The sequence below is a fragment of the Gordonia sp. NB41Y genome (assembly GCF_030718915.1).
Classification (GTDB): Bacteria; Actinomycetota; Actinomycetes; order Mycobacteriales; family Mycobacteriaceae; genus Gordonia; species Gordonia desulfuricans.
This window is the reverse complement of sequence record NZ_CP132196.1, coordinates 1,943,278-1,968,599: the sequence shown is the minus strand read 5'-3', so window position 1 is coordinate 1,968,599 and position 25,322 is coordinate 1,943,278. Positions and strand designations below refer to the sequence as shown.

At 68.6% G+C, this 25,322-nt stretch carries 24 protein-coding genes; 16 read left to right on the top strand and 8 right to left on the bottom strand.

Going from position 1 to position 25,322, the window contains the following annotated elements; translation table 11 throughout:
* Positions 1 to 142: 142 nt before the first annotated feature.
* The gene (locus Q9K23_RS08355) at positions 143 to 649 is read left to right on the top strand and encodes a hypothetical protein (RefSeq protein ID WP_053777014.1); all 507 of its coding nucleotides are present in this window, start codon (positions 143 to 145) and stop codon (positions 647 to 649) included.
* A 9-nt stretch (positions 650 to 658) separates the two neighbouring features.
* Entirely contained in the window at positions 659 to 1,270 is a 612-nt protein-coding gene (locus Q9K23_RS08350) for a DUF6328 family protein (protein ID WP_020793158.1), read from the top strand.
* A 24-nt stretch (positions 1,271 to 1,294) separates the two neighbouring features.
* Here Q9K23_RS08350 and Q9K23_RS08345 read toward each other — a convergent pair whose 3' ends face one another.
* Entirely contained in the window at positions 1,295 to 3,307 is a 2,013-nt protein-coding gene (locus tag Q9K23_RS08345; protein ID WP_305950469.1) for an acyl-CoA dehydrogenase, read from the bottom strand.
* Positions 3,308 to 3,389: 82 nt separating this feature from the next.
* Positions 3,390 to 4,244 carry a LuxR C-terminal-related transcriptional regulator gene (locus tag Q9K23_RS08340; RefSeq protein ID WP_053777005.1) on the bottom strand — a complete coding sequence of 285 codons (855 nt, stop codon included), beginning with the start codon at positions 4,242 to 4,244 and terminating at the stop codon, positions 3,390 to 3,392.
* Positions 4,245 to 4,395: 151 nt separating this feature from the next.
* Between Q9K23_RS08340 and Q9K23_RS08335 the strand changes: the two genes are divergently transcribed.
* From Q9K23_RS08335 to Q9K23_RS08325, 3 genes are all read left to right on the top strand, one after another.
* Complete coding sequence (locus Q9K23_RS08335) at positions 4,396 to 6,096, top strand: AMP-binding protein (RefSeq protein ID WP_053777006.1); 1,701 nt, start codon at positions 4,396 to 4,398, stop codon at positions 6,094 to 6,096.
* A 63-nt stretch (positions 6,097 to 6,159) separates the two neighbouring features.
* Positions 6,160 to 6,966, top strand: coding sequence for a TetR/AcrR family transcriptional regulator (locus Q9K23_RS08330; RefSeq protein ID WP_053777015.1), 807 nt, complete (start codon positions 6,160 to 6,162; stop codon positions 6,964 to 6,966).
* An 82-nt stretch (positions 6,967 to 7,048) separates the two neighbouring features.
* Positions 7,049 to 8,212 (top strand): acyl-CoA dehydrogenase, encoded by a 1,164-nt coding sequence (locus Q9K23_RS08325; RefSeq protein WP_020792231.1) that lies wholly within the window; start codon positions 7,049 to 7,051, stop codon positions 8,210 to 8,212.
* Positions 8,213 to 8,308: 96 nt separating this feature from the next.
* Here Q9K23_RS08325 and Q9K23_RS08320 read toward each other — a convergent pair whose 3' ends face one another.
* Positions 8,309 to 8,878 (bottom strand): YdcF family protein, encoded by a 570-nt coding sequence (locus Q9K23_RS08320; protein ID WP_053777007.1) that lies wholly within the window; start codon positions 8,876 to 8,878, stop codon positions 8,309 to 8,311.
* A 309-nt stretch (positions 8,879 to 9,187) separates the two neighbouring features.
* On the opposite strand from Q9K23_RS08320, the gene Q9K23_RS08315 reads away from it, so the two are divergent.
* On the top strand, positions 9,188 to 10,090 hold the full coding sequence (locus tag Q9K23_RS08315) for a hypothetical protein (protein WP_020792226.1): 903 nt from the start codon (positions 9,188 to 9,190) through the stop codon (positions 10,088 to 10,090).
* 108 nt (positions 10,091 to 10,198) lie between these two features.
* On the opposite strand, the gene Q9K23_RS08310 is transcribed toward Q9K23_RS08315, so the two are convergent.
* Positions 10,199 to 11,668, bottom strand: coding sequence for an NAD-dependent succinate-semialdehyde dehydrogenase (locus Q9K23_RS08310; RefSeq protein WP_020792232.1), 1,470 nt, complete (start codon positions 11,666 to 11,668; stop codon positions 10,199 to 10,201).
* Between the two features lie 123 nt (positions 11,669 to 11,791).
* Entirely contained in the window at positions 11,792 to 13,168 is a 1,377-nt protein-coding gene (gene gabT, locus Q9K23_RS08305) for a 4-aminobutyrate--2-oxoglutarate transaminase (protein WP_053777016.1), read from the bottom strand.
* A gap of 153 nt (positions 13,169 to 13,321) precedes the next feature.
* Here gabT and Q9K23_RS08300 point away from each other — a divergent pair, with 153 nt between their 5' ends.
* The 8 genes from Q9K23_RS08300 (at position 13,322) to ccsB (ending at position 22,232) form a co-directional block, all read left to right on the top strand.
* Complete coding sequence (locus Q9K23_RS08300; protein ID WP_305950468.1) at positions 13,322 to 14,839, top strand: PucR family transcriptional regulator; 1,518 nt, start codon at positions 13,322 to 13,324, stop codon at positions 14,837 to 14,839.
* A gap of 17 nt (positions 14,840 to 14,856) precedes the next feature.
* On the top strand, positions 14,857 to 15,771 hold the full coding sequence (locus Q9K23_RS08295; RefSeq protein ID WP_059035571.1) for an SGNH/GDSL hydrolase family protein: 915 nt from the start codon (positions 14,857 to 14,859) through the stop codon (positions 15,769 to 15,771).
* A gap of 338 nt (positions 15,772 to 16,109) precedes the next feature.
* Complete coding sequence (hemL, locus tag Q9K23_RS08290) at positions 16,110 to 17,456, top strand: glutamate-1-semialdehyde 2,1-aminomutase (RefSeq protein ID WP_053776659.1); 1,347 nt, start codon at positions 16,110 to 16,112, stop codon at positions 17,454 to 17,456.
* Positions 17,456 to 18,082 (top strand): histidine phosphatase family protein, encoded by a 627-nt coding sequence (locus Q9K23_RS08285; RefSeq protein ID WP_053776660.1) that lies wholly within the window; start codon positions 17,456 to 17,458, stop codon positions 18,080 to 18,082. Before hemL ends, Q9K23_RS08285 begins: the two co-directional genes overlap by 1 nt.
* Positions 18,083 to 18,091: 9 nt before the next feature.
* Positions 18,092 to 18,697 carry a TlpA disulfide reductase family protein gene (locus Q9K23_RS08280; RefSeq protein ID WP_020791035.1) on the top strand — a complete coding sequence of 202 codons (606 nt, stop codon included), beginning with the start codon at positions 18,092 to 18,094 and terminating at the stop codon, positions 18,695 to 18,697.
* Positions 18,694 to 19,482 carry a cytochrome c biogenesis CcdA family protein gene (locus tag Q9K23_RS08275; protein WP_020791028.1) on the top strand — a complete coding sequence of 263 codons (789 nt, stop codon included), beginning with the start codon at positions 18,694 to 18,696 and terminating at the stop codon, positions 19,480 to 19,482. Before Q9K23_RS08280 ends, Q9K23_RS08275 begins: the two co-directional genes overlap by 4 nt.
* The gene (locus tag Q9K23_RS08270; protein ID WP_020791025.1) at positions 19,479 to 21,179 is read left to right on the top strand and encodes a cytochrome c biogenesis protein ResB; all 1,701 of its coding nucleotides are present in this window, start codon (positions 19,479 to 19,481) and stop codon (positions 21,177 to 21,179) included. Before Q9K23_RS08275 ends, Q9K23_RS08270 begins: the two co-directional genes overlap by 4 nt.
* Positions 21,180 to 21,212: 33 nt before the next feature.
* Entirely contained in the window at positions 21,213 to 22,232 is a 1,020-nt protein-coding gene (gene ccsB / locus Q9K23_RS08265; RefSeq protein ID WP_053776661.1) for a c-type cytochrome biogenesis protein CcsB, read from the top strand.
* Positions 22,233 to 22,280: 48 nt separating this feature from the next.
* Here ccsB and Q9K23_RS08260 read toward each other — a convergent pair whose 3' ends face one another.
* From Q9K23_RS08260 to Q9K23_RS08250, 3 genes are all read right to left on the bottom strand, one after another.
* A complete protein-coding gene (locus tag Q9K23_RS08260; protein ID WP_020791031.1) occupies positions 22,281 to 22,742 on the bottom strand; it encodes a helix-turn-helix transcriptional regulator in 462 nt (153 codons plus the stop codon).
* 156 nt (positions 22,743 to 22,898) lie between these two features.
* Positions 22,899 to 23,099, bottom strand: a complete 201-nt coding sequence (locus Q9K23_RS08255; protein ID WP_020791030.1) for a hypothetical protein — start codon at positions 23,097 to 23,099, stop codon at positions 22,899 to 22,901.
* Between the two features lie 109 nt (positions 23,100 to 23,208).
* Positions 23,209 to 23,430 carry a BldC family transcriptional regulator gene (locus Q9K23_RS08250; protein ID WP_020791036.1) on the bottom strand — a complete coding sequence of 74 codons (222 nt, stop codon included), beginning with the start codon at positions 23,428 to 23,430 and terminating at the stop codon, positions 23,209 to 23,211.
* A gap of 429 nt (positions 23,431 to 23,859) precedes the next feature.
* Between Q9K23_RS08250 and Q9K23_RS08245 the strand changes: the two genes are divergently transcribed.
* Together Q9K23_RS08245 and Q9K23_RS08240 are read left to right on the top strand one after the other, a co-directional pair.
* On the top strand, positions 23,860 to 24,165 hold the full coding sequence (locus Q9K23_RS08245) for a DUF4229 domain-containing protein (RefSeq protein ID WP_020791027.1): 306 nt from the start codon (positions 23,860 to 23,862) through the stop codon (positions 24,163 to 24,165).
* Between the two features lie 2 nt (positions 24,166 to 24,167).
* Positions 24,168 to 25,316, top strand: a complete 1,149-nt coding sequence (locus tag Q9K23_RS08240; protein WP_020791026.1) for a PLP-dependent cysteine synthase family protein — start codon at positions 24,168 to 24,170, stop codon at positions 25,314 to 25,316.
* The last annotated feature ends 6 nt before the right edge of the window (positions 25,317 to 25,322 follow it).

Sequence of the window (25,322 nt, the reverse complement as noted above, 5' to 3'; positions counted from 1 at the left end):
CACCGACGCAGACAGCACCGACGCAGACATCACCGACACCGACATCACCGACGCAGACCCGGCCGATGTCGAAGGCCCTGTGGACGCCGATGCCGGTGACGCCGATGATGACGATGACGAGGTCGTCCCCGCACCGCCTCGGATCCCCGAGACCGCGGTCGAACCGGGTGAGGTCCTGTTCGCCGAGTCTGGCGGGAGCTGGTGGGTGGTGGCGATCGGTCCCATCCTGATCGGCGCGGTGCTGGCGATGGAGATCAGCGGTCCCGGTCAGGTTCACTGGCCGGTCATCACGATCTTCGGACTCATCGTGATCGGTTTCTCGGTGGTCCAGGTGTTCGCCGCCCGCCGCCACGTCAGCGTCGAGCTCACCGAGACCACGCTGCGGCAGGGCACCCGGACGGTGGCGCTCGCCGACATCGAACGTATCTACCCCGAGAACAACGGGGCCGCGCCGCAGAAATGGGAGAGTGCGCCGGCACTCGGCGAACTGCACGGCGTCCCACGCCGCCGCAAGGGGGTGGGTGTCGAACTCTCCACCGGCGCCATCGCGCAGGCCTGGGCACGCGATGTGACCCGGTTCCGTACCGAGTTGTCGGAGGCGCACCTCGCCGTCCGGCTGGGTCTCCCGCCCCGCGGCTCCACGGAGTGAGGGTTCCCGGTGGCCCCCGCGCTGTTCGACCCGGACCCGTTCGCCGACGACGAGGACTGGAACCGCGTCCAGCGCAAGGAGACCACCACCCAGCGCCTCGACCGCAACTGGTCGGCGCTGCTCCAGGAGCTGCGGGTGGTGCAGACCGGTGTGCAGATCCTCACCGGATTCCTGCTCACCCTGCCGTTCCAGGAGGGTTTCGAGGACGTCGGTACCGGCTTCCGGATCGTCTATCTCGTCACCATCGGCTGCGCGATGGTGGCGACGCTGCTGCTGGCCGCGCCGGTGGCCCTGCACCGGGTGCTCTTCCGGCGTCATCGGCTACCGCTGCTGGTCACGATGGCCCATCGCTTCGCCTACATCGGGCTGCTGTGCCTCGGTGCGGCCCTGACCGGGGCGGTGGGGCTGGTGTTCGACATCACCGTGGGAACGGTGCCGGCACTGATCGCCGGGGCGGTCACGCTGACCGCCTTCGCCGGGTTCTGGCTGGTCTTCCCGCTGATCCTGCGGGCCCGTGACGACCCCCGCGGCGGTGACGACCACCACCCTGGAGACGACCACCCTGGAGACGACCACCCCGGAGACGACCATCCCGGTGACGACCGGACTCCGCCGCGGTGACGCGCGATCCGGGGGAGCCCGGCGTCAGCCGTGATCGAGCATCGGCGCCGACAGCAACCCCTCCGGGACCCCGAAGGCGTCGACGAGGGCCCGAGCGTGCGGCCGCAACTGCAGACACAGCTCGTTGACCCCGCGCCGGATGGCCTTGGCCCGTTCCACCGACACGTGCCGATGCATCAGGAACCACGCCAGGTCGTCCTCGAGGGCCGAGTAGACGAACAGATCGCATACGGTGCTCAGCAGGGTGGCCGCGGCCCGGGAATCGCAGTCGTCGATCGCCTGGACGAAGGCCTCGAGCACCACCCGTTCGGTGTGCGCGCGGCCCACCTTGAGCAGATGGTCCTGGGCGTTGTTGAACACCTCGAAGGCATCGTTGTCGTCGTCGCGGGCGCGCCGTAGGCGTTGGGCACAGGTGCGCACCAGATGGTCCTCCCGGTTGCGCAGCAACCGGATCTGGGTGGCGCGGTCGGTCAGTGCCGACTCCTCGGTGTCCTCGTCGGAGCTGTCGAGCAGGGTCTGCACCACCTGCCGCACGGCGGTCTTCTCGGCGACCACATCGCGCGCCATTCCCGCGACGAACCGCACCCAGCCGCCGGCCGAGAGTCCGCGGACGTCGTCGGCGTACGCCGACAGCAACTCCTTGGCGACCAGCTGCGTCAGGACGGTGTTGTCACCCTCGAACGTGGTGAACACGTCGATGTCGCCGCGCAGGATCGACAGCTGGTTCTCGTCGAGATATCCGGCGCCACCGCATGCTTCGCGCGCCACATTGATCGAATGCGAAGCATGCCAGGTCGAGTAGGCCTTCAGACCGGCTGCGGCGCTTTCGAGTTCGCGTTGTCGGGTGGAGTGTTCGGCGCCGGTGTCGGTGGACGACTGGACTTCGTGGAGTTCGGCGGTGAGCTCGTTCTGCGCGCAGGCGATCGCATACGATTTCGCGATCAGCGGCAACAGTTTTCGCTGATGTCCGAGGTAGTCGAGGATCAGGATCTCGTCGTCGGTGTCGGGGGCGTCGAACTGCCGGCGGACCAACCCGTACCGGGTGGCCAGGGTCAGGGCCTTGCGTGCGGCCGCACCGGCGGTCGCCCCCACCGACACCCGGCCCCGGATCAGGGTGCCGAGCATCGTGAAGAAACGCTTGTTGACGTTGTCGATCGGTGAGCGATAGGTGCCGTCGGCCTCGACGTCGCCGTACCGGTTGAGCAGGTTCTCCGCCGGGATGCGCACATGGTCGAAGCTGATCCGGCCGTTGTCCACCCCGGCCAGGCCGCCCTTGTATCCGCAGTCGCCGGTGGTGACCCCGGGCAGGTCGTTGCCGTCGGCGTCGCGGATCGGCACGACGAAGCAGTGCACGCCGTGGCCTTCCGGCTCGGCACCCGGAGCCGCGGTGATCAGCTGGGCGAACACCGCGGCCACGGTGGCGTGTTCGGCGGCCCCGCCGATGTAGTCCTTGCGTGCCGACGGTGTCGGTGAGTCGATGACGAACTCGCGCGTGTCGGCGTCGTAGGTGGCGGTGGTCTCGAGTTCCTGGACGTTCGACCCGTGACCGGTCTCGGTCATGGCGAAGCAGCCGAGCAGGTCGAGGTCGATGATGTCGGCGACGTAGCGTTCGTGATGGCGTGCGGTGCCGAGGTTCTCGACGGCGCCGCCGAACAGTCCCCACTGCACGCCGGCCTTCACCATCAGCGACAGATCGGCGTAGCCGAGCATCTCGATCGCGGTGATCGATGCGCCGATGTCACCGGTGCCACCGTGGTCGGCGCCGAATCCGGCTGCCGCGAAACCACGTTCGGCGAGGGCCTGCATCTCCTCGAGGGATCGGGCCCGCGCCTGCGCGAGCGTCCGGGACGGATCGGGGAGCAGGTCGGGGCGGTCGATCTGCTCCCGCACGGTGTCGCGGACGGCATGCCAGCGACCGTCGAGGGTGCGCCGCAGTCCGGCGACGAGCAGATCCCCGGCGCCCGGGGTCTCGTCGGGCCCGGCCGGCGCGCCGGTGGTGGTCGTCTCGGGAGTGGTGGTCTTCTCGGGAGTGGACACGGGATCCACCGTACGGATCGCCGATGTCGGGATGGGGGCGTTCGGCGCGGTTGGTCGACGAGCGCGGGCGTTTCGGCGCCGGTCAGGGCAACAGGCCCTGCCGTCGGGCCTCCACCACGGCCTCGTGGCGGTTGTGTACGCCGAGCTTGGCCCTCAGGTTCTTGACATATCCCTTGACGGTCTCCGGCCGCAGCGCCAGACGTTCGGCGACCTCGGCGTTGCTGCAGCCCAGTGCGAGGTGGGCCAGGACGTCGTTCTCGCGCCCCGAGAGCCGCGCGGCGTTCGGTGCGGTTGTCACTGCGCCGAGCCCCCGCAGGCGTTCCTCCACCCCGCGCAACTGTTCGGCGAGTGCCGGATCGGTGGTCGACGCCGCGATCTCCCGCAGGGCCACATAGCTCTCGATGATGCCGTCGGCCACCGAGGTGGGCATGGGAGCGGTCTCGGTGCGCGTCCGGTCGAGGTGTGCCACGCGGCGGTCCACCTCGTCGCGGACCTCGATCTCGCGGGCCAGCCGGCGGGCGGCCACCACCATCCGGGTGACCACGGTGTCACCGATCGGGGCCGGTGAGCGCAGTCCGCCGTAGAGCACCGCGCGGGTGCGCCCGCCCACCACCGCGGGTGCGGCGAGCAGCGATTCGATGCCCTCGCCGGACACCTCACGGTCGTAGTCGTGGGTGATCTCGGTGGAGTTGAAGTAGTCGGGGATCGAGCCGGCGCGACGCTCGACGATGGTGCGGCCGCCGAGCCCGCAGCGTGAGCTGATCACGAGGTCGCGCAGGACGGTGCTGCGGGTTCCCACGAATCCGCTGAGCAGCAGGTCTGGGCCGTCGACCACGCCGCCGAACAGCACCGGCAGCCCGGTGGACCGCTGGGCCTCGCGCAGCTCGGCACGCACGGTGTCGGCGTCGTCGGGCCGGAGCAGCGGATTGTCGGGCACCTGCGATCACCTCCACACCGAACCGGTCCACACCGGATGTCACGACCACCCCATTTCGGGGGTGGTGCATCGCCCAGTGTGATTCATACCGTGGGAGGAGTCCAAACGTAGCCGGTCTCACCGGCACCGATCACTACCCCCGGAGGAGACGATGTCTGTCTCGGCTTCCGACGCCACCGGCGTCCCGTCCACCGAACTCGACGCCGAGTTCGGCCGCATCGACTGCGGCGGTTCCAACCGTTCGGAGATGACGCCGCTGCGGTTCCTGGAGCGGTCGGCGTCGGTGTTCCCCGACCGTGCGGCGGTGATCTACGGGCAGCGCACCGCCACCTATGCCGAGCTCGCCGACGAGGTGCAGCGTCTCGCGCGCGTCCTCAAGAGCCGCATCACCCCCGGTGAGCGGATCGCCTACCTGGCGCCGAACATCCCGGAGATGCTGGTCGCCCACTACGCCGTGCCGCTGGCCGGCGGTGTGCTGGTCGCCCTCAACTCGCGTCTGGCCGGCCCGGAGCTGGTGTACATCCTCAACCACGCCGGTGTCACCACGCTGTTCTTCGACGCCGAGTTCCGCCACACCGTCGCCGCGATCGCCGACCAGGTCCCCGAGATGACCACCACCGTGGAGATCACCGACGCCGAGTTCGGGCCCACCCCCGGTGCCGCCGAGGCGTCCGGGATCGCCGGGCTGGTGTCCTACCCCGACTTCGTCGCCCTCGCCGGCGAGCTCGACCCCACGCCCATCCCGTGGACGGTCGACGACGAGAACACCGTCATCACGATCAACTACACCTCGGGCACCACCGGAAAACCCAAGGGCGTCATGTACACCCACCGTGGGGCGTACCTGAACTCGTTCGGCGAGACCTTCCACAACGGGTTCACCGGGCACAGCCGGTACCTGTGGACGCTGCCGATGTTCCACTGCAACGGCTGGTGCACACCGTGGGCGGTGACCCATGCGTCGGCCACCCATGTGTGTCTGCGTGCGGTCCGCGCCGACGCCATCTGGGATGCCATCGACAATCTCGGCGTCACCCACATGTGCGGTGCGCCGACGGTCTGCACCACGATCGCCGGATCGCCGCTCGCGCACCGGCTCGACCGTCAGCTGCGGATCACCACCGCCGGGGCCCCGCCGTCGCCGACGGTGATCGGTCAGCTCGAGGCGCTCGGTGTCACCGTGGTGCACGTCTACGGCCTCACCGAGGTCTACGGGCCGTACACGATCTGCGAGTACCAGGACGCCTGGGACGATCTCGACCCGGCCGAGCGTGCCGCCAAGCTGTCCCGGCAGGGTGTGGGGATGGTGCAGGCCGAGGATGCGCGGGTGGTGGTGCAGGGCAAGGTACCGCTGGCCGACGTCCCCGCCGACGGCGCGACCATGGGCGAGATCGTGCTGCGTGGCAACAACGTGATGGCCGGCTACTTCAAGGATCCCGACGCCACCCGAGAGGCGTTCGCGGGCGGCTGGTTCCACACCGGCGACCTCGGCGTGATGCACCCCGACGGCTACATCCAGCTGCGCGACCGGGCCAAGGACATCATCATCTCCGGCGGCGAGAACATCTCCACGATCGAGGTGGAGCAGGCCTTGGTCAGCCATGACGCGGTGCTCGACGTCGCGGTGATCGGTGTGCCCGACGAGAAGTGGGGTGAGCGTCCCCGCGCCTACGTCCTGCTGAACCCGGGGGCCACCCTGACCACCGAGGAGCTCGTCGAGTACGCACGAAAGCTGTTGGCGGGCTACAAGGTTCCGCGTGACATCGTCTTCGCCGACGATCTGCCGCGCACCTCCACCGGCAAGGTGCTCAAGTTCGAGCTCCGCAAGGACGCCGCCGAGGGTTCGGCATAGCCTCCTCGGGGAACTGCCGGGACCGGATGTCGGCGGGGCCGCGGCGGGTCGATACTGGTGACCATGGCACCGAGTGACATGGCCGATCCCACCGACCTGCGCACGCAGGTGGTCGCGGCGTCGATCAGGCTGTTCAGCGAGAACGGCTACGAGTCGACCACCGTCGACCAGATCGCCGCGGCCGCCGGGGTCTCACGACGCACCCTGTTCCGGCAGTTCCGGTCCAAGGAGGACATGATCTTCGGCGACCACGAGGCGCTGCTCGCGCAGGTCGCCGAGCGGTTGACCGCTGCCGGTGAGCGCGCCGACGACGACCCGTGGTCGACGGTGTGCGATGCGGCCGAGATCGTGTTCGTGCACTTCCACACCACCCGCGACCTGGCCGTCCGCCGGTTGCGAGTGGTGCAGAAGGTGCCTGCGCTGCGGGAGCGGGAACTGGTCACCACCACCCGCTACCAGCGGTTGTTCGAGGACTACCTGCGGACCCGGCTGCCCGGCGAGAGTCCGGTGCGGCTGATCGGTTTCGCCGGGGCGGTCACCGCGGCGCACAACTATCTGCTCCGCGCGATGATCCGGGGCGAGGCCGATGCCACGCTCGCGCGGTTGCGGACCGAGCTCACGCGCATCCGGCTGGCACTCGGTGCCGGGAGCTGGGAGTCGTCCTCGCCGCAGGCGATCCCCCCGGCACCCCAGGCGATCGGTCCGGTGCCCCAGGCGATCCCCCCGGCGCCGCAGGCGATCACCGTCGTCACATATCCGCTGGGTGCCGGTGCGGACGATGTGGCCGAGGCGGTCCGGCGGCATCTGGGTGCGTCAACATCGGGGTGCGATCGGCCCGGAGCAGGGACAATGGATGGGGACGTCGATTGACATGGCACTGCGTGCCATGCTGAACTGGTAACGAGCCACTCTTGTGGCACTGAGTGCCCGGAGACTGTCGTGAGGAGTTGTCATGGGTTTTGGTAATCCCGATTTCACTGTGTTCCAGTTGCCCGAGGAGCATGTCGCACTGCGCGAGGCCATCCGGGCGCTCGCCGAGAAGGAGATCGAGCCGTATGCGGCCGCGGTCGACGAAGAGGCCCGCTTCCCGCAGGAAGCGCTCGACGCCCTCGTCGCCAGTGGCTTCAACGCGATCCACGTCCCCGAGCAGTACGACGGCCAGGGTGCCGACTCGGTCGCCGCGTGCATCGTCATCGAAGAGGTCGCCCGCGTGTGTGCCTCCTCGTCGCTGATCCCCGCCGTCAACAAGCTCGGCACCATGGGTCTGATCCTCAACGGCTCCGACGAGCTCAAGGCCCAGGTGCTGCCGTCGATCGCCTCCGGTGAGGCGATGGCCTCCTACGCGCTGAGCGAGCGCGAGGCCGGTTCGGACGCCGCGGGCATGAAGACCCGCGCCCGCAAGGACGGCAACAACTGGGTCCTCAACGGCTCCAAGTGCTGGATCACCAACGGCGGCAAGTCGACCTGGTACACCGTGATGGCCGTGACCGACCCGGAGAAGAAGGCCAACGGCATCTCCGCGTTCATGGTCCACAAGGACGACCCGGGCTTCACCGTCGGCCCGCTGGAGAAGAAGCTCGGCATCAAGGGTTCGCCCACCGCCGAGCTGTACTTCGAGGATTGCACCATCCCGCTCGACCGCATCATCGGCGACGAGGGCACCGGCTTCAAGACCGCGCTGCAGACCCTCGACCACACCCGCCCGACCATCGGCGCGCAGGCCGTCGGTATCGCGCAGGGCGCCCTCGACCAGGCGATCGCCTACGTCAAGGACCGCAAGCAGTTCGGCAAGCCGATCGCGAGCTTCCAGGGTGTCGAGTTCATGATCGCCGACATGGCGATGAAGGTCGAGGCCGCGCGCCTGATGGTCTACACCTCGGCCGCCCGCGCCGAGCGTGGCGAGAAGAACCTGGGCTTCATCAGCTCGGCGTCGAAGTGCTTCGCCTCCGACGTCGCCATGGAGGTCACCACCGATGCCGTGCAGCTGTTCGGCGGCGCCGGCTACACCCGCGACTTCCCGGTGGAGCGCATGATGCGCGACGCCAAGATCACCCAGATCTACGAGGGCACCAACCAGATCCAGCGCGTGGTGATGAGCCGCGCCCTGCTGCGCTGATCTCCTCTGCATTCCTGACGCACCACTGCATTCCCTCTCACACGACGAAGGGCGTCCACTCCGCGGAGTGGACGCCCTTCGTCGTCGTCTCGGTGGTCAGGCGTAGGCGGGCTGAAAGGTCAGGCGCGCACCCTGTTTCGCGGCGGCGTCCCGGAAGTCCTTCAGCGCCCGCGGCATGTGGAATCCGTTGGTGACGATCAGGGCACCGGTCGCCCCCATCGCCTTGAGCATCCCGACGGTGTAGCTCGCGTTCTGCACGGTGCTGGTGGATCGGCCCTCGTTGACCATCTGCCACACCGGAACCCGACGCTTGATCAGTCCGAGGTTCATGAACTGGGCCTCGGAGACCGGCAGCCACCAGGTGTTGCCGCCGGACACGATCATCCGGTTGAACGGGTGCGATCGTGCCAGTTGTGCCGCGGTGTCGAGCCGTGCCGACAGGATGTCCGGGGTCTGCCCGAACGTCCCCATCTTGGCGCCGAGCACCACGATGTAGCGGGTCGGCGGACTCTGCCACAGGAACAGGCTCTCCCGGGAGAAGAGCTCGGAACTGCCGAGATCGCCGGCCGCGGCTCGCGGTTCCGGGGCGGCGCGCGCCGGTGCCGCAAGCGAAGTCGCCAGTGCGGCGACGATGGCCAGTGCTACCACGATCACTCGGAGGCGCATACCCGCAGAGTGTACGGAAGATCGTTAGGAGTGCGAATCGACGACGGTCGCCGATCCGGTCACGTTCCCCGGCCGATCGTCGACCGGGCACCCGAACTCGTTCACTGTGCTCCCGAACACGTTCACCGGGCGCCCGAACACGTTCACCGGGCTCTCGATCTCGTTGACCGGGCACCCGATCGCGTTGACCGGGCGCCCGATCGCGTTGACTGGGCGCTCGATCGCGTTGACCGGGCACTCGGAGCACTGTTCTGGCACGTTCGCCGAAGTCGGTGAAACCTGACGGCGTTCCAGTGCGTCTGATCATGCATGGACAACTCCGAAACATATCCGCCGACCACGATGCCCGACGTGGTCCGGCGTCCCGACATCCTCGCCGAGGAGGCGCTCACCGCCGAGCAGTTCGCCGCCGACTTCCAACGCCTGCGCGGGCGTGGCCACATCGAGCGATCGACCCTGATGTCCGCGCGCGAACGCATCATCGCCGTCGTCGGTCAGGCAGGCGGGGTGCCCGTCGTCGCCGGGGAGGCCGCTGCGATCATGCACGGAACCCGGTGGTTCGACGACGATTTCACCATCGAACTGATCCGGGGACAGAACTGCTCGGGCCGAAGGGCCACCGGAACCGTCATGAGGCGACTCGACCTCGAACCCTCGGAAATCGTCGAGATCGACCGAACCCTGGTGACCTCGCCACTTCGGACCGCCTTCGACCTCGGCCGACAACCCAGCCGACGGCGGGCACTGGGACGTCTCGACGCTCTCGCCGCTGCGACCGCGGTCGACCTGGACGAGCTGGCCGCATTCGCCCGCGCACAGAAGCACACCCGGAACGTCCGGCAGGTCCGTGAGTTGATCCCCCACATCGACCCCAAGGCGGAATCGCCGGGGGAGAGCTGGTTACGCCTGTTCTTCTTCGACGCCGGGATGCCCAAGCCGGAGAGCCAGGTGGAGGTCTTCGACGAGTATGCGCGGCTCATCGCCCGCTTCGACCTCGCATATCCGGGCCCACGGGTGGCCATCGAATACGACGGCGAGGAGTTCCATTCCTCACCCGAGCAGAAACGACACGACGAGGTTCGCGACGCCGAGGTGGGCGTGCTCGGTTGGGTCGTGGTGCGGGTGAACAAACAGCGGATGACCACCGCACCGTACGGCGTGGTGGCCGAGACCCGGTCACTCCCGCGTAAGCGTGGCGCCTACTTCACATAGTGCGGAACGGGTTCGGGGCCTATGTCACCACGTCCGGGGGCGCCCACGTGGTGGACGCCCCCGGACGGTGGTCGGTCGGTGGTCGCGCCGTCCCGGACCCGAACTGTCTCAGCTCAAAGCAACGTATTTCACGGTCAGGTACTCCTCGATCCCCTCGGAACCGCCTTCACGACCGATACCCGACTGCTTGACGCCGCCGAAGGGCGCTGCAACATCGGAGATCACACCGCGGTTGACGCCCACCATGCCGGAGTCCAATGCGGCCGCCACGCGCAGCGACCGGTCGAGGTCACGGGTGAAGAAGTATGCGGCCAGCCCGTACTCGGTGGAATTGGCGGCCTTGATCGCCTCCTCCTCGGTCTCGAACGAGCTGATCACCGCGACCGGACCGAAGATCTCGCCCCGAGTGACCGGTGCATAGGCATCGACCTGGTCGATAACGGTCGCCGGATAGAAGTAGCCCTTGCCCTCGGGCGCCTTGCCGCCCAACCGGACTCGGCCACCATGGGCGACGGCGCTCTCCACCGCGTCGGCCACCTTGTCGCGTTGCGCCTGCGTCACCAGCGGGCCGAGCGTCACACCCTCCTCGTAGCCGGCACCCATCCGCACCGCCGACATCTTCGCGATCAGCTTCTCGGTGAACTCTTCCAGCACACCAGACTGCACCAGGAATCGGTTGGCCGCGGTGCACGCCTCGCCACCGTTGCGCATCTTGGCCATGAATGCACCCTCGACGGCCTTGTCGACGTCGGCGTCGTCGAACACCAGGAACGGTGCATTGCCACCGAGTTCCATCGACGTGCGCTGGACGCGTTCGGCCGCCTGCGCCAACAGGTTTCGGCCCACCGGCGTCGAACCGGTGAAGCTGATCTTGCGAATCCGGTCGTCGGTGATGATCGACGACGACACCTCACGGGCATTGGTCGTCGGCAGCACGGTGAGCACCCCGCCGGGCAGACCGGCCTCGGCGAACACCTCGGCGAGCGCCAGCATGGTCAGCGGGGTCTCGTGTGCCGGCTTGACCAGCATGACGTTGCCGGCGGCCAGTGCCGGCCCGATCTTGCGAGTTCCCATGGCGAGGGGGAAGTTCCACGGGGTGATCGCGAGACTCGGGCCGACGGGTGCATGCGACACCACGATCCGGCCGGTCCCCGCGGGCGAGGTGGTGTACCGGCCACCGATCCGGACCGCCTCCTCGGCGAACCAGCGCAGGAACTCGTTGCCGTAGCGCACCTCGGCGACGCTGTCGGGCAGGGCACGACCGAGTTCCAGGGTCATCAGCATCGCCAGGTCATCGGCTCGGTCGGCGACCAGTTGGTATGCGCGACGCAGGATCTCGCCGCGCTCACGGGGTGCGGTGGCCGACCACTCGCCGGCCACCGCGGTCGCGATGTCGAGTGCACGGCGGGCGTCGTCCACGGTCGCATCGGCCACCGTGGCCACCGGCTCCTCGGTGGCGGGGTTGATCACCTCGAAGGTGCCGCCGTCTGACGCGGCGACCGATTCACCTCCGATCCACAGCCCGGTGGGGACCCCGTCGAGAACGGCTTGCGGATCGAGAACGTCGGTGGAGGACATACTGGGATTCCCTTCCTCGGTGAACTTTTCGGGGATGAACTTCTCGGGGATGAACTCGTCGGCGGTGAACTTGTCGGCGGCGGACTTGACCGCAGCGGATGATCTGGTTGAAAAGTGCTGTGGTCAGGCCAGTTTCAGGATCGCATCGCGCAGCACGCCGAGCCCCTCGCGGAGCAGGTCGTCGCCGATCACCAGCGGCGGGAGCAACCGGATGACGTTGCCGTAGGTGCCGCACGTCAGCACGATCACTCCCTGCGACGCGCACTCGGCGGCGATCGCCTTGGTGAGTGCCGCATCCGGGATCTTGGCGGCCGGATCGGTGGCGTCGACGAACTCGACGGCGATCATCGCGCCCCGGCCACGGATCTCACCGATCACCGGCTTGCCCTGCTCCGCAAGCTGATCGGCCACCGCCGACAGCTCGCCGACGGTGATCTCCTCGATATGCCGTGCCCGGGCGGGCAGATCGTGGGTCTCCATCTGCTCGATGGCCGCCAGGGCCGCCGCACACGCCACCGGGTTGCCCCCGTAGGTGCCGCCGAGTCCGCCGGTGTGCACCGCATCCATCAGTTCGGCGCGACCGGTGACCGCCGACAACGGCATCCCGCCGGCGATCCCCTTGGCCATCGTGACCAGGTCCGGGACCACACCCTCGTCGTCGGATGCGAACCATGTGCCGGTGCGGGCGAATCCGGCCTGCACCTCGTCTGCGATGAAGACCACGCCGTTCTCTCGACACCACGCGGCCAGCGTCGGCAGGAATCCCGGTGCGGGAACGATGAATCCGCCCTCGCCCTGGATCGGTTCGATCACCACCGCCGCCAGCGAGTCCGCACCGATCTGCACCGACATCGTCGAGATCACCTGTCGCGCAGCGGCCACGCCGTCGGCGCCGAAGGCGTCACGGTACGGGTAGCTCATCGGCATCCGGTACACGTCGGGTGCGAACGGGCCGAAATCGTGCTTGTACGGCATGTTCTTGGCGGTCAGCGCCATGGTCAGGTTGGTGCGGCCGTGGTAGGCGTGATCGAAACACACCACCGCGCTGCGGCCGGTCGCCAGTCGTGCGATCTTGACGGCATTCTCGACCGCCTCGGCGCCGGAGTTGAACAATGCGGTGCGCTTGTCGTGGTCGCCGGGCGTCATCGCATTGAGCTTCTCGGCGACGGCGACGTACCCCTCGTACGGCGCCACCATGAAGCAGGTGTGGATGAGGTGGCTCGCCTGGTCGGCGACGGCCGCCGAGACGGCCGGGTTGGCCGAGCCGACGGAGGTCACCGCGATACCCGAGCCGAGATCGATCAGCGAGTTGCCGTCGACGTCGACCAGCACGCCACCGTCGCCGTCGACGGCGTAGGTGCCCAGGGTGGAACTGATCCCGGCCGCGACATGGGCGTTCCGGCGTTCCTGCAGTTCGCGGGAGCGCGGCCCCGGCAGTTCGGTCACCAGTCGCCGCTCCTGCGGAAGTCGGTAGACGATCGGGGTGGTGGCAGTGGTCATGATCTTCACCTCGGCTCGTTCGGGTCCGGGTTCTCCTGCCCGGGCTCACCATCGAGTCTTCGCCAGACGACGCCGATCCGCGCCTGACAACTTGTCCAGTAGAACGTCGAACTCAGGACATCATGTCCATTGGGCTGGCGGTACGGTGGGGGAGTGACCGCGACCGTCCGCTGGCTGATGGCCCAACGCAGCCTCCAACTGGTGCTGCGCGGCGGCGCCGAAGGACTCGACCGCATACTCGATCACGCCGTCACCTCCGAACTCGTCGACGCCGCCCGGTGGCTGGTGGGCAACGAGGTGGTGCTCACCACCGGATTGCGCCTGCCCGCCGACGCCGACGGCCGCATTCGCTACCTGACCTCACTGCACGAGGTGGGGATCGCGGCGCTCGGCTTCGGGGTGGGACTCGGCCATGCGCAGATGCCCACCGAACTGATCGACACCGCCGACCGGCTGGGCCTCCCGCTGTTCGAGATCCCGTTGCCGATCCCGTTCGCGGCGATCACCCGCGCGGTCTTCGATCAGCTCGCAGCGCAGCGCTCGGCACGTCTGGTGGCGGCCGGCCGGGCGCAGCCGAGCATGACGCGGGCGGCCATCTCGGGCGGCGCCGACGCGGTGGTGCACGAGCTCGCCGACGCCGTCAGCAGCCGTGTGGTGTTGCTCGATGCGATGTACGCCGAGGTCACCGCATCCCGGCGGGTCGACGGCGACGCCGAACGCCTCCGGGCATTGGTGACCCGTGACCCGGCATCGGCGGGAGCCGTGCGTGTGGACGACGACCTCACGCTCACCGTCTCCCGGATCGGAACGGGTACAAGGACATACGGATACCTCGGGGTGCTGGGACCGTCGCTCGACGATGTCTCGCGGATGCTCATCGGACATGCGGTGTCACTCATGGTGATCGAGTACGACAAGCCTCGTGTGGTCCGCCGCGACACCGACGGGTTGCAGGCCGACGCCCTCGCCGCGGCGATGGACGGCATCGTCGGCGTGACCGGACTTCGGTTGTTGCACCGCGCGGCCGACCCCGACGGCCGCGTGCGGGCGGTGGTCTTCGTCTTCGCCGACGCCGACGCCGCCCATCGCGGTGCGCTCACCCTCGTCGACGAACTCGAACATCGTTGGCGCGCAGTCTTCGTCCACCGCGACAGGTCCGAGGTGATCGCTCTCCTGCGCGGTGACGACCCGACGCCTGTGGCCGCGGCGCTGCTCCGTGTCCTCGGAATGCGCGCTCCCGTCCGCGGGGGGATCGGCGCCCCGGTCGACCTCGCCGCCGACGGCCGGCCGCTGCCGGGCGCGATCGGCGAGTCGGTGGCCCAGGCACGGCTCGCCGCGCGTTCGGCCACCGCCGGCCGGATGGTGGATCTGGCCGGCGCGCAATCACTTCTGGAGGTGGAGCCGGTGCGCTCGATCCTCGCCGACACGCACCTGCATCGCCTCGCCCCGATCGTCGCACACGACCGCGACCACGGCACCGACCTGCACCGCAGCCTGCTCGCCTTCCTCGAGGCCAACGGCAACTGGGGCGTCGCGGCCGCTGCACTCGGCGTGCACCGGCACACCCTGCGCAGCCGGATCGAGCGGGTCGCGGCACTGCTCGGTACCGATCTCGACGACGCCCGTGCCCGGGCCGAGTTGCTGCTCATGATGTTGGGTGCCGAGACATGATCGGCGGGGGTGGCGCCATGAGACGACTGCTGCCATTGGTCGTCGCGATGGCCACCGCATTCCTGGTCGGCGGCTGCACGACGGGGGATGGCGGTGAAAAGTTTACGACCGCAAACACATCCACCTCGGCAGCTGCCGCATCGCCGACGTCGTCCGGCGCGGCACCGCCATCGGCGCGGTATGTCAATCTCGGCGACAGCTACGCCGCGGGCACCGGTGTGACACCCCTCGTCGAGGGATCGAATCCGTTCTGTCAGAGGTCCTCCCGCAACTATGCGCAGCTGCTTGCCGAGCGGTTGCAGACGCCGCTCACCGACGTCGCCTGCGCAGGCGCCCGGACCGCCGATCTCACCACCGACCAGTACTTCGGTGTCGCACCACAGCTCGATGCGCTCGGACCCGACACCGAACTGGTCACCCTGATGCTCGGCGGCAACGACGAGGACACCTTCGGCGGTGCGATCCGGGTGTGCGGTGCGGCCGCCCCGACCGACCCCACCGGTTCCCCCTGCCGCGACCAGCACGGCGACGAGTTGTCGGCGCCGATCGCCGAGACCATCGAACCCGACCTCGAACAGGGTCTGCGCGAGATCCGGTCGGCCGCGCCGCACGCACGAGTGGTGATCATCGGCTATCCGTGGATCGTCCCGGCCACACAGGGGTGCTATCCGACGGTGCGGATCGCCACCGGTGACGTGCCGTATGTGCGGGCACTGCAGGCCGACCTCAACGCCGCGGTTCGCCGTGCCGCCGAGGCCACCGGCGCCGACTTCGTGGACATGTCCACGGTGTCCGACGGGCACGACGCCTGCGCCGGGGACGACCGCTGGGTGGAACCGCAGCAGGGATCGACCGCCCGCATCACACTGCATCCCAATGCGCGGGGCCAGCAGGCGATCGCCGATCAGGTGGAGCGCACCCTGGGCCGGTAGCGGTGGCCGTCGCGATCGGGAGAGGTCGGCTCGGCGGGTGTCTTGGTGGTCGAGCCAGGACCCGTGTCGAGGCCTGGTGGGTCGAGGGTGTCGGTGAGCGGGTTGCTGGGTTCCTCGTCGGCTCGGACGGTGTGTGTGTTGGTGGTCGAGCCAGGACCCGTGTCGAGGCCTGGTGGGACGAGGGTGTCGGCGACCAGGTCTCCGGGGGCGCCTCGCGCGTCCGGCCGGCCCCGTCACCACGCGCCGCGATGTGCGGTCAGGACACCCTCGGACCCTCGCGCACCGCTTTGACCAGGGTGAATTGGGGCGCCCTCAAACGATTTGGAACACTGGAGCGCGTGACCAGATCCGCCGATGTCGCCGCGAAGTCCAGTGAACTCTTCCAACGGGCGCAGCACGCCATCCCCGGCGGGGTCAATTCGCCGGTCCGCGCGTTCTCCGCGGTGGGTGGCGATCCCCGGTTCATCACCTCGGCCAAGGGCTGGGAACTGACCGACGCCGACGGCAACACGTACGTCGACCTCGTCTCCTCGTGGGGGCCGATGATCCTCGGTCATGCGCATCCGGCGGTGGTGGAGGCGGTGCAGCGTGCCGCGGCCACCGGCCTGTCGTTCGGTGCGCCCACCGAGGCCGAGGTGGAACTGGCCGAGGAGATCATCGACCGCGTCGACCCCGTGCAGCGGGTCCGCCTGGTGAACTCGGGCACCGAGGCCACCATGTCGGCGATCCGTCTGGCCCGCGGTTTCACCGGCCGCCCCAAGATCATCAAGTTCTCCGGCTGCTACCACGGCCACGTCGACGCCCTGCTCGCCGACGCCGGCTCGGGTGTCGCCACCCTGGGCCTGCCGACCAGCCCCGGTGTGACCGGCGCGTCCGCGCACGACACCCTGGTCCTGCCGTACAACGACCTCAAGGCCGTCGCGAAGGCATTCGAGGAGTTCGGCGACGACATCGCCGCGGTGATCACCGAGGCGGCGGCGGGCAACATGGGCGCGGTGGCCCCGCACGACGGCTTCAACGCCGGTCTGCGGGAGCTGACCCGTCGGCACGGTGCACTGCTGATCATCGACGAGGTCATGACCGGATTCCGGGTCAGCCCGGCCGGCTGGTACGGCCTCGAGGGCGTGGGCGCCGACCTCTACACCTTCGGCAAGGTGATGAGCGGCGGCCTGCCCGCCGCGGCGTTCGGTGGTCGCGCCGACGTGATGGAGCGTCTGGCCCCGACCGGCCCGGTCTACCAGGCGGGCACGCTGTCGGGGAACCCGGTCGCCGTCGCCGCCGGCCTGGCCACGTTGCGGGCCGCCGACGCCGACGTCTACTCCCGCCTCGACGCCAACGCCGACCGCCTCGCCGACCTGTTCGGTGCGGCGCTCACCGAGGCCGGGGTGGGTCACCGGGTGCAGAAGGCGGGCAATCTGCTCAGTGTGTTCTTCACCTCCGACCCGGATGTCGTGATCGCCGATTATGCCGCGGTCAAGAACACCCAGACCTGGCGTTTCGCCCCGTTCTTCCACGCACTTCTCGACGCCGGCGTGTACGCGCCACCCAGCGCGTTCGAGGCCTGGTTTGTCTCTGCGGCGCTGGACGAGGATGCTTTCTCACGGATCGCCGACGCACTGCCCGCGGCGGCGCGCGCCGCGCGTGAGGCCACCGACCCCACGGCAACCAACCGGGAGAACTCCTGATGCACACGATCGTCCACATGATGCGACACGGTGAGGTGTACAACCCCGACGGCATCCTGTACGGCCGTCTGCCCGGCTTCCACCTGTCGGCAACCGGACGCGGACAGGCCGAGCAGGTCGGCCGCGCCCTCGCCGACCACGACATCACCGCGGTCTTCGCCTCGCCGCTGCAGCGCGCGCAGGAGACCGCCACCCCGATCGCCGGCGCCCACGATCTGCCGATCATCACCAACGAGGAACTGATCGAGGCCGACAACGTCTTCGAGGGACTCCGGGTGTCGGTCGGCGACGGTGCCCTGCGCAAGCCGCGGCACTGGCCCAAACTGCGTGACCCGTTCACCCCGTCGTGGGGCGAGCCCTACATCCAGCTGGCCCACCGCATGCTCGCCGCCGCCAACAAGGCGCGCGACGCCGCCCGCGGCCACGAAGCGGTCTGCGTCAGCCACCAGCTGCCGGTGTACACGCTGCGCCGGTTCCTCGAGGGCCAGCGCCTGTGGCACGACCCGCGTCGGCGGCAGTGCTCGCTGGCATCGCTGACCAGCCTGATCTACGACGACGACGCGCTCGTCGACATCATCTACTCGGAGCCGGCGGGCGCATCGGATCCGCTGGCCACCGGAGCCTGAGGTCGCCCGGTGGTTCGTCGTGTCGTCCTCGTGTTGTGTGCAGTGCTCGCCGCCGTCGTCGCCCTTTCCGGCTGCAGTACCGGCAACGACGCGGTCTCCCAGGGCGACACGTTCCAGTTCGTCTCTCCCGGCGGCAAGACCGTCATCACCTATGAGCCGGACGGCCGCAAGCAGATCGCGGAGGTCTCCGGCGAAGATCTGGTGACCGGACAGCCGTTGTCGATCGACGATCCGCGGTTCGCGAACAAGATCGTCGTGATCAACGTGTGGGGATCGTGGTGTGGTCCGTGCCGTGGTGAGGCCGCCGCACTCGAAGAGGTCTACGAGAAGTACAAGGCCGACGGCGTGGAGTTCCTGGGCATCAACCTGCGCGACGACCGGCAGTCGGCACAGGACTTCGTCTCCGATCGCAAGGTCGGGTTCCCGTCGATCTACGACTTCCCGGGTGCCTCCCTGGCAGCATTGACCACCCCCACCTCGGTGGTGCCGACGACGATCGTGCTCGACCGGCAGCATCGTCCGGCCGCGGTGTTCCTCAAGTCGGTGACCGCCGACGAGCTCGGCGCCGAGGTGGCCCGGGTCGTCGCCGAGACACCGGAACCGAGCGCACCGTGAACGGGATCGGACAGACCTTCGCCGACACCGTCTCCTCGGGGCCGCTGCTGCTGGCGCTCGGCGCATGCGTGGTGGCCGGGCTCGTCTCGTTCGCCTCGCCGTGTGTGGTGCCGCTGGTGCCGGGCTATCTGTCGTATCTGGCCGGGCTGGTCGGCGCGGAGGCCCCCGCGATCACCGTCGACGAGTCGCCCAAGCGTGGGCGTTCGCGGGTCGCCGTCGCCGCGGCACTGTTCGTCCTCGGCTTCACCGTGGTCTTTGTCGCGGCCACCGCCACCGTCCTCGGCATCACCTCGACGTTCATCCTGAATCATCAACTGCTGCAACGTATCGGCGGTGTGGTCACCATCCTGATGGGTTTGGTGTTCCTGGGTCTGGTCCCGATGATGCAGCACGAGTTCCGGTTCGCCCCGCGCCAGATGTCCAACATCGTCGGTGCCCCGCTGCTCGGTGGTGTCTTCGCCCTCGGCTGGACCCCGTGCCTCGGTCCGACGCTCGCCGCGGTCATCGCCACCGCGTCGGGCACCGAGGGCGCCACGGCCGCCAAGGGGGTGTTGCTGATCGTCGCCTACTGCGCCGGTCTGGGCATCCCGTTCGTCATCCTCGCGTTCTCCTCGGCGTGGGCCCTGCGCAGCCTCGGGTGGCTGCGCAACCACGCCCGCCTGATCCAGGTGTTCGGCGGCATCATGCTGATCGCCGTCGGCATCGCCCTGGTCACCGGACTGTGGGATCAGTTCATCGTGTGGGTGCGGGACGCCTTCATCACCGATCAGGAGCTCCCGGTATGACCCGTGCCGACGCCCCGGTCGCCGAGAATCCGGCCGACCCCCACCTGCCCCGCAAACCGCACTGGGCCATCCGACGACTCTGGTGGCCGCTGCGCAACGTGTGGCGTTCGCTCACCTCGATGCGCACCGCGCTGGTGCTGCTGTTCCTGCTGGCCCTTGCGGCCATCCCGGGCGCCTTGCTGCCCCAGCGCACACTCAACGAGCAGAAGACGCTGACCTACATCGCCGACCACGGCTGGCTCGGCGAGTGGATGGACCGGCTGCAGCTGTTCGACGTGTTCTCCAGCGTCTGGTTCACCGCGATCTATGTGCTGCTGTTCATCTCGCTGGTGGGCTGTCTGACCCCGCGCATGATCGAGCACGCCAAGAGCCTGCGCGCCAGGCCGGTCGCCGCGCCCCGCAACCTGGGTCGGCTGCCGCGGCACCTGACCGCCACCGTCGACGGCGATCCCGAGGAGATCGGCGACCGGATCGCCGGGAACCTGCGCGGATGGCGTCGGCAGGTGGTGGTGCGCGAACCGTCCAAGGCCTACCCGGACGGCTGCGTCGAGGTGTCGGCGGAGAAGGGGTACCTGCGCGAGTTCGGCAACCTGGTCTTCCACTTCGCGTTGCTGGCACTGCTGATCGCGATCGCCGCGGGCAAGCTGTACGGCTACGAGGGCACCCGGAGCCTGGTCGCCGACGGCGAGCAGGGGCTGTGCAACACCTCGACCGCGGTGTACGACTCGTTCCGTGCCGGTGCGCTGGTCGACGGCACCGATCTCAACCCGTTCTGCATCCGGATCGACGACTTCTCGGCGACCTTCCTGCCGAGCGGCCAGCCCGACATGTACGACGCCACGGTCTCCTACGTCGACGGCACCGGCGCCGGCACGAACCCGGCGGACTGGGCGAAGACCTCGATCAAGGTCAACGAGCCGCTGCGGATCGCCGGTGACCGCGTGTACGTGCTCGGCAACGGCTTCGCCCCGACGTTCAGCGTGACCTTCCCGAACGGGGAGAAGCGCACCCAGACCGCCCTGTTCATCCCGGACGAGCTGCAGACGATGCTGTCGTCGGGTGCGGTGCGCTACGACACCCCGGCCGGCATGTACCCCGACGAGGACGTCCGCCGCAAGAACCAGATCGCGATCGAGGGGATCTTCGCGCCCGACGCCTTCTATCACGGCACCCTGCTGAGCTCGGCGTCGCCGGTGCCCGACGATCCGCAGGTCGCGATCCGCATCTACAAGGGCGACACCGGTCTCGACACCGGGCTGCCGCAGAATGCGTATTCGCTCGACCAGCAGCTGATCAACCAGGGCCGGTTGCAGCGTCAGGCGCAGGCGAACCTGGCGGTGGGCGCGAGCACCAAGCTGGCCGACGGCACGGTGGTGAGCTTCGACGGCTACAAACGCTGGGTGTCGGTGCAGGTCTCCCACGATCCGGCCCAGAACTGGGTGCTGATCAGCTCGGTCGTGATGCTCGTCGGACTGCTCGTGTCGCTGCTGGTGCGGCGCCGCCGGGTGTGGGCGCGTCTGGTGCCCGAACCGGGGCAGTCGAACGCCGACGGGGAACGACGTACTGTAGTAGAGATTGCCGGGCTGGCCCGTACCGATCAGGCGGGTTGGGGCGAGGGCTTCGACGAGCAGGCCACGGCGCTGCTCGCGTCCGAGCAGAGGTCCTCGGGACCGGCGAGCCGACTGCGCAGGCTGTAGTCCCGCGCGGCGCACACAGATGAGGTGACATCGATGGACAACGTGACGGTGCAGGTCGACGAGACGCTGGCACGCTACTCCGACCTGCTCTACGGCACTGCGATCACGGTGTACGTACTCGCGATGCTCATGTTCTGGGCGGCGCTGGCCGGTGCACGGACGCGTCGCCTGGCCGCCAAGGAGGAGCTCGTCGCCGCGGGTGCGGCCGGCGGGTCCACCGTCGAGCGGGTGCCCGGCAAGGTCGCCGACGACCCACGCGCGTCACGCACCTTCTCCGACCGGATCGCCGCGATGGCCTACCCGGTGGTGTTCGTCGGTCTGGCCGCGCATGTGGCCTCCATCGTCACCCGCGGTGTCGCCACCGACCGTGCCCCCTGGGGCAACATGTACGAGTTCATCTCGCTGACCTGTGCCGCCTGTGTCGTGGCGGGTCTGGTGGCCCTGCGCAAGCCGGCCAACCGTGCGCTGATGTCGTTCGTGCTGCTGCCGGTCACGCTGCTGATGTTCATCGGCGGACGCTGGCTCTACACCCAGGCCGCCCCGGTGGTGCCCGCACTGAAGTCGTACTGGCTGGCCATCCACGTCTCGATCATCTCGATCTCGTCCGGTGTGCTGCTGGTCTCCGGTGTCGCGAGCCTGCTGTATCTGGCCAAGATGCGGTGGGGTGCCGCGGCCGAGGAGAACGACCGCCCGGGTGGCGGCTTCAAGGGTGGCGTGATCCGCCTGGTGGCCCACATCCCGTCGGCGGAGTCGCTGGACCGGCTGGCCTACAAGTGTGTGGTGTTCGGTTTCCCGCTGTTCGGCCTCGGCGTCATCTGCGGCGCGATCTGGGCCGAGGCGGCCTGGGGCCGGTTCTGGGGCTGGGACCCCAAGGAGACGGTGTCGTTCATCGCGTGGGTGATCTACGCGGCGTACCTGCATGCACGGGCCACGGCGGGCTGGCGCAACACCGCGGCCGCCTGGATCAACGTGGCCGGCTTCATCGCGCTGCTGTTCAACCTGTTCATCATCAACCTGGTGGTGTCCGGGCTGCACAGCTACGCCGGGCTCTGATCGGCCGGCTCCGCCCGCCGCTGGGCCGTCCCGCCGTCGACGGCGGGTTCAGGCCGCGCCGCTCCCGTTGTCGGATCGTTCGGCGGCCAGTTCGGCCTGGGTCTTGAGTACCTTGAGCAGCCCGATCATCGCCTCGATGGTGTCCGGGCACAGTGCACCGAGGTCCACGTTGGCGAGTTGACCGCGTGTCACCGCCAGCAGTTGGACGTAGTCCTGCTGTCGGCGGACGCGGTCGATGTCCTGCTCGGGATTGCTGAGGAAATAGGTGACGCTCACCTCGAAGGCGCGTGCGATGCCCTCGACGGTGCGGAACGACGGCGTGCGGGCCTTGCCCGTACGCAACTGGGAGATGTAGGCGTCGCTGACCGAATAGCCGAGCGCATTGGCCTTGGCCGCGATGCGCTTACCGGTGTACGGCTGACCGTTGTGGTCGCGGACGGTGTCGAACAGCCGACACAGCTTGTCCGAGAAACTGTGGCCGTTACCGCCAAGTCCGTCGTCGCCGTCCACGCTTCCTCACTCGTCGCCCCCGCTTCACGAGTATCTGAGGTTACCCGAGTGACAGCTGTATAGGACAGTGGATCGGTGCATCGGACAACCGAATACAGTACCGCTGAACTGGGAATTCACATGAACGAAGGACGGTCACGAGTACGACGGTCCCGATCAGGTGTCGTCGGCGTCGGGACCGGACTGGCCGGGACGGTGGGTTCGACGATCGAGATCCATCAGGAAATCGGGATCGTCGTCCGGGCCGACTGGCCCGCGATGGCGGGCCCCCGCGCGTTCGGTCACCTGCGGTCCGAATGTCCGCCACAGCAGGAATCCGATCGCGATGAGCCCGATCAGGGTGAACAGCAGTGCCATGGCAACCTCCCGTCCGCAAGCTTACGTGAGTTGCGGACGGGCGGGTCGGCTGTGGCGAATCGGTGGTGTCGGCGGTGTCGGCGGACCGGTGATGTCGTGGAGGTGGCGGTCAGGGGACGCGGCGGTTGAGCAGGGCGACGACGTCTTCCTCGCGGAAGCGGCGGTGTCCGCCCGGGGTGCGGATGGAGCCGAGGATTCCGGAGGTGGCCCAGCGAGCAACGGTCTTGGGGTTGACGTTGAACATCGCGGCCACCTGTCCAGGAGTCAGCGTGTGCTGGCTCGCGAGGCCGGGGGTGATGACGCCTGCGGTGTTCGGTTCGATGGCGGTCATGGGACTCCCTTTGTCATGGTCGGAAACCGGACGCCTCCGACACGGTCGCGCGGTGCGCGCTTGCCACCATGAATACACGCAAATCGCCCAGGTACTCGAACATTCAGGAGGAGGTAAAGGAAGCGTAAAGAGGCCTGTGACCTGCATGAAGCCAGGACCAGCGGCTTTTACCGACCCTTGGGAACCGCAGGTGCATCCTTTTGTGGTCCGTGGCGTCAAACAGTGGACGATGTCCCTCGTTCGGACCACCGCGATGGCACAGTTTTACACATGACCCCTCGGGGCCGGAACGGTTGACATCGTCCCGGCTCGCGTCGAGCCGACGTTCCGCCCCGTCAACCTGTCCCCCGAATCCGGGCAATCGGTGCCCCGGCCGCCCGATCGGGCGTCCGGTCGGTGACCTGATCGCGGGGACGTACCCTGGAGGGCGTGAGTGAAGAGCAGAAAGAGCACGTCGGTGCGGGTGACCTCACCCTGTCGATCGCGCTGTACACCGTCGCCCGTCTGGTCTTGGTCGTGGCGCTCGCCGCGATCATCTGGGGCGTCGGAAAACTCGCGGGTGTCGACGTGCCCCTGCTGGTGGCCGCGGTCTTCGGGGTGCTGATCGCCCTGCCGATGGGCATGGTGGTCTTCAAGAAGCTCCGGGTGCGCGTCAACAACCAGATCGCCATCGTCGACGGACAGCGCCGTGCCCGCCACGAGGATCTCCAGTCGCGCCTGCGCGGCGGCAACTGAGCATGACCGGTGATGTGCGGCCGGCCGGGGCCCGGACCGTCGACATCGACCGCCGCCTCGACCGTGCCTGGGCCGACAACGCGGTCCGGCTGATCGACGCCGACACCCGACGCAGCGCCGACACCCACCTGTTGCGTGTCGAACTCCCGGAATGGTCCCGCTGGACCGCCGACGACGGCCGTCCCACCGGCGTCGACCTCTACCTCAAGGACGAGAGCACCCATCCCACCGGCTCGCTCAAGCACCGGCTGGCGCGCTCGTTGTTCCTCTATGCGATCTGCAACGGCTGGATCACCGAGGGCACCCCGGTGATCGAGGCGTCCTCGGGCTCGACAGCGGTCAGCGAGGCCTACTTCGCGCGGCTGATCGGCGTCCCGTTCATCGCGGTGATGGCCGCGTCCACCTCGCCGGCCAAGACCGCGCTGATCGAACGGCAGGGCGGCCGGTGCCACCTCGTCGAACGTGCCAACCAGGTGTACGACGAGGCGCTGCGGCTCGAGCGTGAACTGGGCGGTCATTTCATCGACCAGTTCACGATGGCCGAGCGTGCCACCGACTGGCGCGGCAACAACAACATCGCCGAGTCGATCTTCGCGCAGATGGCCGACGAGGAGCATCCGATCCCCACCTGGATCGTGGTCGGCGCGGGTACCGGCGGCACGTCGGCGACCCTCGGCCGCTACCTGCGCTACCGCCGCCATCCCACCTGGCTGGCCGTCGTCGACCCGGAGAACTCGGTGTTCCTGCCCGCCTATGCCGCCGGTGACGGTTCGATCACCTCCGACGCGGGGTCGCGGATCGAGGGTATCGGTCGCCCACGCGTGGAACCGTCGTTCGTCTCGCAGGTGATCGACCGGATGATCGGTGTGCCCGACGCCGCCTCGATCGCCGCCACCCATGCGATCAGTGACCGGCTCGGCCGCCGCGTCGGCGGATCCACCGGCACCAACATGTGGGGTGCGCTGGCGCTGGTCGCGGAGATGGTCGCCGAGCGTCGCGCCGGCAGCGTCGTGACGCTGCTGTGCGATTCCGGTGACCGGTATGCCACCACCTACTTCGACGACGACTGGCTCGCGGCGCAGCAACTCGATCCGGCCGGGCCCGCCGCGGTACTCGAGGAGTTCTTCGCCACCGGACGCTGGATCGACTGACCGCTG